Raw genomic sequence first — 11,189 nt, 5'->3', positions numbered from 1 at the left:
TCTCTAAGTCCGCACCACGACTTCCGCGCCGGGCACCTCCGGCTCGTCGTCGACCAGCTCCTCGGGGAAGCCGGGCGCCCGCAGCTCCATGCCGCAGGCCTCTTCCAGACGACGCACGATGCCCGAGGACCAGGCGCGCGGGCCGTAGCGCTCCTGTCCGTCCTTGAAGATGTCGAGCACCACGGGCGAGAGCTCGAGCGGGACGCCGGCGCGCTCGGCGACGGTCTGGAACAGGCTCATATCCTTGATCACGAGATCCATGGTGAAGTTGATGTTGTAGCTGCCGTTCAGGATCACCTGGCTCTCGGTCTCGTGCACGAAGGAATTGCCCGAGGAGATGCGGATCGCCTCGAAGGCCGTGTTGAGGTCCATGCCGGCCTGCTTGGCGACCGCGAGCGCCTCGCCGACCGCCACCAGATGGACCGAGGCCAGGTAGTTGGTCACCACCTTGAGCACCGAAGCCGAGCCCAGGGGGCCGGTGTGGAGAATGCGTCGGCCCATGACGGTGAGCGCCGGCAAGGCCCGTTCGAAGGCCTCGCGCGCACCGCCGACGAAGATCGAGATGTTGCCGGTGGCCGCCCGGTGGCAGCCGCCGGAGACGGGGGTCTCCAACGGCAGGGCGCCCTTGGCCTCGACCAGCGGCGCCAGGCGCTTGACCTCGGCCTCGTCGGTCGTGCTCATCTCCATCCACAGCTTGCCGGGCGAAAGGCCCGCGATGACGCCGTCCTCGGCCTCCATCACCTGGCTCACGGCGGCCGGCGACGGCAGACAGGTGATCACGAGATCGACCGCTTCGGCCATGGCCTTGGGGCTCTCGGCCCAGTCTGCGCCCTGGTCGAGGAAGGGCTGGGCAGTGGACCGGTCGAGGTCGCGTACGGTCAGATCGAAGCCGTTGCGCTGCAGGCTGCCCGCCAGCTTGCCGCCGACGTTGCCGAGGCCGATGAAACCGATCTTCATTCACTTTTCTCCAAAAGGAGCCGGGCGAAGCGCCCGGCCGTTGCTTGGACGCAGTGTGGAAGAGACCCGGAAAAAATCAAACGGAATGCACCGGACCGCAACGCCCAGGGCTCGAACGCCGGCCGTCCCTTGACCTGGCCCGCGCACCGGCCATCTGTGATCCGGGACGAGGTCCGCGCCGTAGCGGACTCCAAGCCACCCAGAACTGGAGGAGAGACAGGGATGACGACGGAAATTGGCGCGCCCGCGCCCGACTTCACCATGGCGACCGACGGCGGCGGAGAGGTTTCCCTCTCTGAGCTCAAGGGAAGGAAGGTCGTGCTCTACTTCTATCCGAAAGACGATACGCCGGGCTGCACCAAGGAAGCCTGTGGGTTCCGCGATGCCCTGCCGGACTTCTCGGCGGTCGACGCCGAAATTGTCGGCGTCTCCAAGGACAGCGTTGCCAAGCATGACAAGTTCAAGAACAAGTACGACCTGCCCTTTCGCCTCGCGTCCGACGAAGACGGCAGCGTGTGCGAGGCTTACGGGACCTGGGTCGAGAAGTCCATGTACGGCAAGAAGTACTTGGGCATCGACCGGGCGACCTTCCTGATCGACGAGCAGGGCGTGCTGCGCGCCGAGTGGCGCAAGGTCAAGGTGCCCGGCCATGTCGAGGCCGTGCTGGAAGCGGCGAAGGAGCTTTAGCCCCTCGCCACCAGGCTGGGCGCCTTACTTCACCGTGATTTCGATCACCTCCGACATGATCGGCGGATCGTGCGGAATGTGGTTGTGGTCGCCGACCAGAAGCTGGAGCTTGTGCGGTCCGGGCGAAAGGGTGAGTTCGACCTCGGTCTGACCGCCGCCGAAGTGGACGTGGTTGTCGTCCGCCGGGATCCCTTCGTCGAGCGGCGGAAGCGGCGTGTTGATCAGCAGATGGTGATGCCCCGTCTTCGCCTTCTCGACGCCGGCCGGCGCGACCCCCATGCCGGAGAGGCCGAACACGACCTTCACAGGGTTCTCGACGACGGCGCCGTTGGTCGGCTCCACGAAGTAGACCTTTGCCCCCGCCGGTGCGGGCGTTTCGCCGGCCCGGACGAGCCCGGTCATGGCGGTCAGCGCCAAGGCGGCGCCGAACAACAGTCGAATGTCTGCTCTCATCTGATCCTCCCTCTATCGCGTTTCTGACGAACGCCCGGTCCATAATAGACGACCACCGGCATCCAACGTCACTTTTCAAATACGCCGCGTTCGATGGCGTAGACCAGGGCGTCAACGCCATCGAGGGTCGTCGCGCCGCAGTAGCTCTCGCCGAGCCGCTCGGCGACCCGGATCGAGGCGCGGTTGTCCGGGTGTATCAGGCTGATCACGCGCTCGACGCCGACCCGCTCGAAGGCGAAGGCCAGGGCGGCGCGCCCGCCCTCGGTCGCGAAACCCCGTCCCCAGGAGTCCTGGCCCAGCAGCCAGCCGACCTCGAGGCCGGGCCAGCCTTCGGGATTGATCAGCCCGAGCCGGCCGAGCAGCCGGCCGCTCGCCTTCTCCTCGGCGGCCCAGAGCCCGTAGCCGCGCAGGTCCCAGTGCCCGAGCGCCCAGGCCATATCGTACCAGGCGCGCTCGCGGCGCCTCGGCCCGCCCATGAAGCGCATCACCTCGCCGTCGGCGACCATGGCGGCGTAGGCCTCGAGGTCGCTGTCCCTAAAGCCCCGAAGGATCAGCCGTTCGGTCTCGACTCGCGGGATCTCGACCACGGCGTCAATCGAACCGGCGGAACCCGGCGTCGCCGTCGCGCTCTATCTGCTCGACCAGGGCGATCTCCCAGGTTAGATAGTTGCGCATCTCCTGCTCGACCGCCGACCTGTTCTCGTAAGGCTTGTACCAGACGTCGTCGGTCTCCGAGAGCGGCCGGGTCATGCCCTCCTCGATCGGGTAGCCGGCGGCCCGCCACGCCGCCAGGCCGCCATCCAGGACCGAGACGGAGAGCGCCGGATGGCGGGCGCGAAGGTCCTCGGCCGCGAGATCGGCCAGGGCGGTCTCCTCGGCGGTCAGGACCAGCTGCTCCAGGTTGGCCAGGTCGCGGTCGAGTTCGCCGAGCCGGGCCCGCGTGGTCCAGGCCGCGCCGGGCACGTGGCCCTGCCGGTAGCTCGGCGAGCTCGATAGGTCGAGCAGCAGAACCACCTGTCCGGAAGCCTGCAGCGCCTGCAGAGCAGCCGGCGAGATGCGCGGCGCCTCGGGGTCCGCGCCGGCCACCAGGGGGCTCGGCGCCGGCCCCCGCTCCAGGGGCCCCTCGAGGCCACCCTCGAGCACCGCGACCTCTGTCCAGCCCATCTGGACCAGCCAGGACGCGGTCATGGTCGCCCGAATCCCGGTGTCGTCGATCAGCACGATCCGAGCCCCGAGCACGCCGACGTATTCGTCGGTCGCCTGGACCAGCTGCCCGCCCGGCGCCGAACAGGACCCCGGCAGGTGGCCGGCCTCGAACTCCGCCGGCGAGCGCACGTCGAGCAGGAAGAGCGTTCGCGTGTCGTCCGCCCGCCAGGCCGCCAGATCCGCCAGCGAGATCCGCGTGACGCCGAAGCGCTCGGCGACCCGCGCGGCCGCCGCCCGGGCCCTGGCCAGACCTTCCGCGCTGGGGTCGGGAGCCCTGCGCTCCTGGCCGTGCTCGAGCGTCAAGCCTGCCAGGTGCCAGCCCATGGTGCCGTCCTTGAGCGCCGCCACCCGGTTCGGGATGCCGGCGTTGACCAGGGACTGGGCGCCGATGATCGAGCGGGTCCGGCCGGCGCAGTTCACCACGACCAGAGTCTCAGGATCCGGGGCGAGGTCGTGCACCCGGTAGACCAGCTCGGCGCCCGGCGTGTCGATCCCGCCGGGGATGCTCATGCGGTGGTACTCCTCGAAGGGCCGGCTATCGAGGACCACCATGTTCGCGCGCTTCCCGATCAGGCGGCTCACCGCCTCGGCCTCCAGGTGCGGCGTTCCGTAGGTCACCTCGACGAACTCTCCGAAGGCCTTGCTCGGCACGTTGATGCCCGTGAAGACCTCGTAGCCCGCCTCCTCCCAGGCCGCCACGCCGCCCTCGAGCACCTGAACCGCCCGGTAGCCCAGGCGGGCGAGGCGTTCGGCCCCGCGCGCCGCCAGGTCGTCCCGGCCGCCGTCCATCACCACGACCGGCGTTCCCTTGCGCGGCACCAGCCGCTCGACGTCCAGCTCGAGCCTGCTCAGGGGCAGCGAACGGGCATGGAACAGATGGGCGCCGGAGAAAAGGCCCTGCTCGCGCAGATCCAGAAGCGCCAGCTCGCCGCCCGCCCGGAGCTGCGCCTTGAGCGCCGGCGCCGTGATCCGCCCGGTCGACGCCGCGCTCATCCGGCCCGCCGGTCGATGATGTCGTCCTGGGGCGCGAAGACCTTCCAGGCGCCCTCCTTCGCCGACCAATACTCCCGCTCGAAGAGCCGGTCGAGCGCGAGGCCGTACATATGGAAGTTGCGCACCGGATCTGCCCCGTGGATATGGATCGAGTGGATCTCGTCGGGCAGGAAGGCGACGCCCTGGCCGGGGCCGACCGCCTGCCCGCCGGTCCTGGTCGCGCCGTCATCGCCGCGCCGGTAGAAGCGGTTCTCCTCCTCGCCCTCCAGTCCCACGATGCAGGCCCAGGTGGTGTGGTTGTGCGGCGGCACGTCGAAACCGGGCCGGCAGGCCTGGAGGTAGAGAGCGAAGCGGTGGTCCGGGTCCTCGGAGAGCAGGTAGAGGGCGTAGGGCGGCTCGGCGCCCGCATCGGGCGCCGGGAAGGCTTCGGCCGAGAAGAGCTCGGCCGATCCGGCCAGCGCGATCAGCTCGTCCTTGATCGCGGCGAGGCCCTCCGGTGTGACGCCGTGGGTCCTCTCGTGGTCTCGGATCCGGTCGATCGACCGGGCGACGGCTTGCCGGCGGCGCTCCAGTGCGCTCCCCGTCTGATCTGGCATGGCGGCGATTCCCTTTGTGCCTCGCTCTTCCGGTCATCTTGTGTCATGTCAGGGCCGACGCCAAGAGTCCCGGGACCTCATGTCCGAAGCCGATACCCTCGTCCAGGCCGCGCTGGCCGTGTTGGGCAGCGCCGAGCCGGAAGACAAGGTCCGCCTGTCGCGGAACGCCGCGGCCGCCTGGCGCACGGGTCAGCTGACGCTGGGCGACCCGCTCCCGGTGCCGCGGCGTCCCGCCCGTCCCGAGCGTCCGGTGCTGCGCCGGCCCGGCGACATGCCGAAGCGCCGCGCTGCCGGCGGGGCGGGCCGGATCGCCCTGCTCCACGCGCTGGCCCACATCGAGCTCAACGCCGTGGACCTGGCCTGGGACCTGATCGCCCGCTTCGTGGCGGACCGGATGCCGCGCGACTTCGCCGACGACTGGGTCCGGGTGGCCGACGAGGAGGCGCTGCATTTCTCCCTACTGGCGGTGCGCCTGGCGGACTTGGGCGCGGCCTACGGCGACCTGCCGGCCCATGACGGCCTCTGGCAGGCCGCCGAGGACACGTCCCACGACCTGCTCGCCCGGCTGGCGGTGGTGCCTCTGGTGCTGGAGGCGCGCGGCCTGGACGTGACGCCGGCGATGATCGCCAAACTGCGCAAGGCCGGCGACCGGGAGAGCGCCGAGACCCTCGAGACTATCTACCAGGACGAGATCGGCCACGTCGCTACCGGACAGCGCTGGTTCGCCTTCGCCTGCGCCCGGCGCGGCCTCGAACCGGCGGCGGCCTGGGGCGACATGGTCCGGACCCATTTCAAAGGCGCCCTGAAGCCGCCGTTCAACACCGAGGGCCGGGACGCCGCCGGTTTGCCAGAGGCCTATTACCGCCCCCTGGCTGGAACATGACAGTGGAGGCGCGCGAGGGAGATCGCGCCGCGGCCCGATCCCGACAGGTCGCCCTGGTCCTGCTGTTCGTGGCTCCGGCGCTCTTCGCCAGCAACATGCTGACGGCGCGCGCGACCCACGACTTCATCCCGCCGGTTGCGCTCGCCTTCTGGCGCTGGAGCGTAACCCTGATGCTGCTGCTGCCGCTGACGGCGGCGGCCCTGCTGCGGGCCCGGTCGGTCCTGGCGCGGGAGTGGCCGGACCTGCTGGTCCTCGGCGGCCTGGGCATGGGCGTCTGCGGCGCCTTCGTCTACATCGGCGCCGACACGACCACCGCGACCAACATCGGCCTGATCTACGCCGCCTCGCCGATCCTGATCGTGGTCATGGCGCGGCTGTTCTACGGCGAGGTCCTCGGGCCGCGGCAGATGGTGGGCGTGGCGCTCAGCCTCGCCGGCGTGCTGGCGGTGATCTGCCGCGGCGACCTCGCGGTCCTGCTTGGCCTGCGCTTCACGGTCGGCGACCTCTGGATCGTCGCCGCCATGATCGGCTGGGCGCTCTACTCGATCCTGCTGCGCCACCGGCCGAGCGCCCTGCCGCTGATGGTCCGCTTCGCGGCGATCACCACGGGCGGCGTGGTGGTGCTCCTGCCCTTCACCCTGGCCGAAGCCTGGTCCGGCGACCTGCCCAGCCTGGACGGCCGGACCATCGGCGCCGTTCTGTTCCTGGCCGTGGTCGCCTCGCTCGGCGCCTACCTGGCCTACGCGCGCATCCAGGCCGTGCTCGGCGCGGGCCCCGCGGGTCTGCTCATGTACCTGATTCCGCTCTACAACGGGCTGCTGGCCTTCCTGCTGCTCGGCGAGCGCCTGGAGCTCTATCACCTGGCCGGCGCGGCGCTGGTCCTGCCGGGGGTTTATCTGGCGACCCGAAAGCCGCCGCTATCGGCCCGAGACTGACGGCTACTCCCGCCACTTTACCTGGTCGAGGCCCTTGCGGCGCACGCGAAGGTAGAACGCCAGCCAGAGCGCCGACCAGAACAGCAGGGCCACGCCCATGCTGGCCATTACGGCGACGCGATGCAGTTCCAGGCTCCAGTAGGACTTGCTCTTGCCGGCGATTGCGGTGATCTGGTCGATGTTGTCCGAGCCGAACACCAGAATGATCCCGACGCCCGTGATCAAGGAAAAGGCGGCGTAGACCTTCGACAGGTGGCAGGCGTACTTCACCGTGGCGCGCTTGTGGTTGTGGCCGCGGATCGGCACCCGTTTCATGGATATGGGCTGGCGCGAGACGATGGTGAGCACCCGGATGAAGGGAATCAGGGCAAGAAACGCACCACAGCCGATCACGACCCAGTTGATCGAGTAGATGTGCTTGGCCATCTCGGCGCCCATGCCGCCGGCGGCCTGGCTCAGGTTCTCCGAGAAGCCTTCGATGCTCGGCACCACCGAGGCGATGAAGTTCACCGCCGGCAGGGCCATGCCGCTCAGGCTGACCCAGAGGTTCGGCTCCTCGTCGATCAGATGAAGCACGACGAGGTTGTAGGCCACGCAGATCGCCGCGGTCGACAGGAAGACCAGGAAGATGGCCTCCGACGCCCGTCGGAAATCGAGCCGGCCCCTGACGAAGAGCATGCTGGGCAGCAAGACTTCCACTCCCGAACCTGACGGATCGACGGCCCCCGGCCGGCAGCGGCCCAGCCCCCGAAAACCCCAGTAGGCCAGTAAGATGCGGCCGCTAGCGTTGAAAAAGCGTGAACGGAGCCCACAGGGCGCGGCCGATCAGGCCGGCGGCGCCTCTTCGGCGCCCGCCTCGCCGCCGGCCAGCTTGTGGGCCAGCGCGGCCTCGAGGAAGCTGTCGATCCCGCCGCCCAATACGCCCTGAGTATCGCTGGTCTCGACCCCGGTGCGCAGGTCCTTGACCATCTGGTAGGGCTGGAGGACGTAGGAGCGAATCTGATGACCCCAGCCGATGTCGGTCTTGGCGTCGGCCTCGGCCTGGGCTTCGGCCTCGCGCCGCTTCAGCTCGTGCTCGTAGAGACGCGCCTTCAGCATGGCCATGGCCTGGGCACGGTTCTTGTGCTGCGAGCGGTCGTTCTGGCACTGCACGACGATGCCGCTCGGCAGGTGGGTGATCCTGACCGCGCTGTCGGTCTTGTTAACGTGCTGGCCGCCGGCGCCGGACGACCGGTAGGTATCGACCCTAAGGTCCTTGTCCTGCACGTCCACCTCGATGGAGTCGTCGACCACGGGATAGACCCAGACGCTGGCGAAGCTGGTGTGGCGCCGGGACTGGGAATCATAGGGCGAGATGCGGACCAGGCGGTGCACGCCGGACTCGGTCTTCAGCCAGCCGTAGGCGTTCTCGCCGCTGATCTTGAGGCTGGTCGACTTGATCCCTGCCTCCTCGCCCGGGCTCTCCTCGAGCCAGGCCACCTTGAAGCCCTGGGAGTCGGCCCAGCGGGTGTACATGCGCACGAGCATTTCGGCCCAGTCCTGCGCCTCGGTCCCGCCGGCCCCCGCGTTGACTTCCAGATAGCAGTCGTTGGCGTCGGCCTCACCGGACAGCAGGCTCTCGAGCTGGCGCTTCTCGGCCTGCTCCTTGAGCGCTAGGATCTGCTGCTCCGCCTCTCCGGCCGTGTCCGTGTCGGATTCGGCCTCGGCCAGCTCGAGCAGGGTCAGGGCATCGTCGAGGTCCTGCTCGAGCTTATGGAAGCCGGTGATCGAGCGGTCGAGGCGATTGCGCTCGCGCATCACCGCCTCCGCGGCCTCGGGCCGGTTCCAGAGCTCGGGATCCTCGGCCCGGGCGTTCAGCTCGTCCAGGCGTCGTGTCGCGGCATCCAGGTCAAAGATGCCTCCTCAGCAGGGCCAGCGACTGCCTTATGTCGCCGACCGCCGCTTCGATCTCGGCGCGCAAGGGCTACCTCCTCGAAAAGGCTGGTTCATCGAAAGATCGGGAGCTTTTAGACCGGCACACCGCGTCAGTACAAGCCGTCGGTGCCCGGCACGCTGCTGCCGCCGACCCGCGGGTCGTAGCCGCCGTCGATCAGCGCCTCTCGGCCGTCTGGCACGGTGCCCTGCTTGAAGGCCTCGAGGATCACCCGCCGGTCGCCCGCCCTGGCCGGCTGGCCGGTCTCCAGGTTGACCCGGACCAGACGGATACCCGGCGGGATACGGAACGGGATCGCCGGCTCCTCGGCCAACGCCCCGGCCATGAAGTCGCGGAAGATCGGGGCCGCCACGCTGGAACCAGTCTCGCGCGGGCCGAGCGGACGCGGCACGTCGAAGCCGACGAAGACACCAACCGCCAGGTCGGGGGTGAAGCCGATGAACCAGGTGTCCTGGCTCTCGTTGGTCGTTCCCGTCTTGCCGGCGAGCGGCTTGCCGACCGCCGCCACGCGCCGGCCCGTGCCGCGCTGTACGACGCCCTGCAGCATGGAGACGACCTGGTAGGCGCTCTGCGGATCGGCTACCTGGTCGCGCTCGTCCGGCAGCCGGGGCACCGCCTGCTGGCCCCAGATCTCGGCCTCGCAGCCGGCGCAGAGCCGCTGGTCGTGGCGGTAGATCGTGTTGCCCTTCTTGTCCTGCACCCGGTCGATCAGGGTCGGCATGATCCGCTTGCCGCCGTTGACCAGCATGGCGTAGGCGGTGGTCAGCCGAAGCAAGGTGGTCTCACCGGCGCCCAATGCCATGGCCAGCTCGGGCCGCATGTTGTCGACCACGCCGAGCCGCTCGGCGGTCTCGATAATCGGATCCATGCCGACGGTCCTGGCCAGGCGGACCGTCATGAGATTACGGGACTTTTCGATCCCGACGCGCATCGGCGTCGGGCCGTAGAACTTCTTCGAGTAGTTGGCCGGCTTCCACTTGCCGCGGCCCTCGCCCTGGTCGATCACGAAGGGCGCGTCGAGGATGATGGTCGACGGCGTGTACCCGGCGCTCAGCGCGGCGAGGTAGACGATCGGCTTGAAGGCCGACCCCGGCTGCCGCTGCGCCTGGACCGCCCGGTTGAATTCGCTGCGCTCGAACGACCAGCCGCCGCTCATGGCCAGCACCCGTCCGGTGTGCGGGTCGAGCGCCACCAGGCCGCCCTCTATCTCGGGCACCTGACGCAGCGCGTAGTCTTCACTGGGCAAGCCCTCGTCCTCGACGCCGAGCGCCTCGACGCCCAGCGCTTCGACTAGGACGACGTCGCCCCGGGTCAGCACGTCGGCGGGCAGCTTCGGCTCGGGGCCGACCTTCTGGTCTTCCATCCAGGGGCGCGCCCAGGCCATCTCGGCGAAGGGAATCCGCCCGACCAACCCGTCCTTGAATCCGATCTGCGCGCCCTCGTCGTCCAGGTCGAGAACCATCGCCAGGCGCCACGCACCGGCGCCCAGCGGGGGTTCCAGGTCGACCATGGCCTCGCGCCAGTCGCTGGCCAGGAGGTCGATCCGCCGCAAGGGGCCGCGCCAGCCGTGGCGCATGTCGTAGGCCATGAGCCCGGCACGCAGCGTGCTGTCGGCGATCTCCTGCAGACGAGGATCCAGGGTGGTGCGCACCGACAAGCCGCCCTGGTAGAGCTTCTCGTCGCCGTAGAGCCGGACCAGATCGCGGCGCACCTCCTCGGCGAAGTACTGCGCCTCGGCAACCTCGGTCGCGCTGCGCGCGCGCACTTCCAACGGCTCCTGCCAAGCCAGCTCGGCGTCGCTCTCGCTGATCACCCCGTCCTTCAGCATGCGGCCGATCACCCAGTTGCGCCGGGCGATCGCAGCCTCGCGCCGCTTGATCGGATGATAGTTGTTGGGCGCCTTGGGCAGCGCCGCCAAATAGGCGGCCTCCGCCAGGGTGAGCTCGTCGAGCGACTTGTTGAAGTAGTTCAGCGCCGCCGCCGCCACGCCGTGGGAGCCGAAGCCGAGGTAGATCTCGTTCAGGTAGAGCTCCATGATCCGGGCCTTGGAAAAGGCCCGCTCGATCCGGAAGGCCAGGATCGCCTCACGGATCTTGCGCTCGATCCTGAGTTCGTTGCTCAGCAGGAAGTTCTTGGCGACCTGCTGGGTGATGGTCGACGCGCCGACCGGCCGCCGGCCCTGCAGCAGGTTGCCCACGTTGGTCACGACGGCGCGGCCGATGGCGAAGAAGTCGACCCCGCGGTGGTGGTAGAAGTTCTGGTCCTCGGCGGAGATGAAGGCGTTGATCAAGCGCTGCGGGATCACCTCCACCGGCACGAAGACCCGCTTTTCCACCGCATACTCGGCCAGGATGCGCCCGTCGCCGGCGTGCACCCGGGTCACGGTCGGCGGGTCGTACTTCGCCAACTGCTTGTAGTCGGGCAGGTCTTGCCCGTATTCGTAGAACACGTAGACGAAGGCGCCGGCGCCAATCACCGCCAGGATCAGGCCTCCGGTGAACAACGATGCCAGAATGCGCAGTGTGAGCGTCATGGGGCTTCCCGCG

At 69.1% G+C, this 11,189-nt stretch carries 11 protein-coding genes; 3 read left to right on the top strand and 8 right to left on the bottom strand.

The features are described from left to right. Positions 1-3 precede the first annotated feature (3 nt). On the bottom strand, positions 4-957 hold the full coding sequence (locus QNJ67_08435) for an NAD(P)-dependent oxidoreductase (protein ID MDJ0608993.1): 954 nt from the start codon (positions 955-957) through the stop codon (positions 4-6). 222 nt (positions 958-1,179) lie between these two features. Between QNJ67_08435 and bcp the strand changes: the two genes are divergently transcribed. Then, positions 1,180-1,644 carry a thioredoxin-dependent thiol peroxidase gene (bcp, locus tag QNJ67_08430; protein ID MDJ0608992.1) on the top strand — a complete coding sequence of 155 codons (465 nt, stop codon included), beginning with the start codon at positions 1,180-1,182 and terminating at the stop codon, positions 1,642-1,644. 24 nt (positions 1,645-1,668) lie between these two features. On the opposite strand, the gene QNJ67_08425 is transcribed toward bcp, so the two are convergent. From QNJ67_08425 to QNJ67_08410, 4 genes are all read right to left on the bottom strand, one after another. Further along, positions 1,669-2,097 (bottom strand): DUF4399 domain-containing protein, encoded by a 429-nt coding sequence (locus QNJ67_08425; GenBank protein MDJ0608991.1) that lies wholly within the window; start codon positions 2,095-2,097, stop codon positions 1,669-1,671. Positions 2,098-2,165: 68 nt separating this feature from the next. Beyond that, entirely contained in the window at positions 2,166-2,684 is a 519-nt protein-coding gene (locus QNJ67_08420; protein ID MDJ0608990.1) for a GNAT family N-acetyltransferase, read from the bottom strand. A gap of 4 nt (positions 2,685-2,688) precedes the next feature. Then, positions 2,689-4,296 carry a rhodanese-like domain-containing protein gene (locus tag QNJ67_08415; GenBank protein ID MDJ0608989.1) on the bottom strand — a complete coding sequence of 536 codons (1,608 nt, stop codon included), beginning with the start codon at positions 4,294-4,296 and terminating at the stop codon, positions 2,689-2,691. Beyond that, on the bottom strand, positions 4,293-4,892 hold the full coding sequence (locus QNJ67_08410) for a cysteine dioxygenase (protein MDJ0608988.1): 600 nt from the start codon (positions 4,890-4,892) through the stop codon (positions 4,293-4,295). Before QNJ67_08410 ends, QNJ67_08415 begins: the two co-directional genes overlap by 4 nt. 79 nt (positions 4,893-4,971) lie before the next feature. Between QNJ67_08410 and QNJ67_08405 the strand changes: the two genes are divergently transcribed. Next, a complete protein-coding gene (locus QNJ67_08405) occupies positions 4,972-5,775 on the top strand; it encodes a ferritin-like domain-containing protein (GenBank protein MDJ0608987.1) in 804 nt (267 codons plus the stop codon). Beyond that, positions 5,772-6,710 (top strand): DMT family transporter, encoded by a 939-nt coding sequence (locus QNJ67_08400; GenBank protein ID MDJ0608986.1) that lies wholly within the window; start codon positions 5,772-5,774, stop codon positions 6,708-6,710. The genes QNJ67_08405 and QNJ67_08400 overlap by 4 nt, the downstream gene beginning before the upstream one ends. Before the next feature lie 3 nt (positions 6,711-6,713). Here the strand turns inward: QNJ67_08400 and QNJ67_08395 are convergent, their stop codons facing one another. The 3 genes from QNJ67_08395 to QNJ67_08385 all read right to left on the bottom strand — a co-directional run bounded on the left by QNJ67_08395 (position 6,714) and on the right by QNJ67_08385 (position 11,176). Continuing rightward, a complete protein-coding gene (locus QNJ67_08395) occupies positions 6,714-7,400 on the bottom strand; it encodes a hypothetical protein (GenBank protein MDJ0608985.1) in 687 nt (228 codons plus the stop codon). Positions 7,401-7,535: 135 nt separating this feature from the next. Then, positions 7,536-8,670 (bottom strand): peptide chain release factor 2 gene (gene prfB / locus QNJ67_08390; GenBank protein ID MDJ0608984.1). Its coding sequence is split into 2 segments (ribosomal slippage): positions 7,536-8,600 and positions 8,602-8,670, totalling 1,134 coding nucleotides; the frame shifts between segments, so codons are not numbered across the junction. A 64-nt stretch (positions 8,671-8,734) separates the two neighbouring features. After that, positions 8,735-11,176: a penicillin-binding protein 1A gene (locus QNJ67_08385; GenBank protein ID MDJ0608983.1), complete on the bottom strand. Its 2,442-nt coding sequence runs from the start codon at positions 11,174-11,176 to the stop codon at positions 8,735-8,737. Between the last annotated feature and the right edge of the window lie 13 nt (positions 11,177-11,189).

This window comes from Kiloniellales bacterium (genome assembly GCA_030064845.1).
Lineage (GTDB): Bacteria > Pseudomonadota > Alphaproteobacteria > Kiloniellales > JAKSDN01 > JASJEC01.
The sequence above is the reverse complement of the archived record's forward strand: the minus strand, read 5'-3'. Positions and strand labels throughout refer to the sequence as shown.

What these genes read in the sequence shown, in the direction of transcription:
- bcp (MDJ0608992.1), top strand. Translation starts at nt 1,180, where the DNA reads ATGACGACGGAAATTGGCGCGCCCGCGCCCGACTTCACCATGGCGACC.
- QNJ67_08405 (MDJ0608987.1), top strand. Translation starts at nt 4,972, where the DNA reads ATGTCCGAAGCCGATACCCTCGTCCAGGCCGCGCTGGCCGTGTTGGGC.
- QNJ67_08415 (MDJ0608989.1), bottom strand. Translation starts at nt 4,296, where the DNA reads ATGAGCGCGGCGTCGACCGGGCGGATCACGGCGCCGGCGCTCAAGGCG.
- QNJ67_08410 (MDJ0608988.1), bottom strand. Translation starts at nt 4,892, where the DNA reads ATGCCAGATCAGACGGGGAGCGCACTGGAGCGCCGCCGGCAAGCCGTC.
- QNJ67_08400 (MDJ0608986.1), top strand. Translation starts at nt 5,772, where the DNA reads ATGACAGTGGAGGCGCGCGAGGGAGATCGCGCCGCGGCCCGATCCCGA.
- QNJ67_08385 (MDJ0608983.1), bottom strand. Translation starts at nt 11,176, where the DNA reads ATGACGCTCACACTGCGCATTCTGGCATCGTTGTTCACCGGAGGCCTG.
- QNJ67_08425 (MDJ0608991.1), bottom strand. Translation starts at nt 2,097, where the DNA reads ATGAGAGCAGACATTCGACTGTTGTTCGGCGCCGCCTTGGCGCTGACC.
- QNJ67_08435 (MDJ0608993.1), bottom strand. Translation starts at nt 957, where the DNA reads ATGAAGATCGGTTTCATCGGCCTCGGCAACGTCGGCGGCAAGCTGGCG.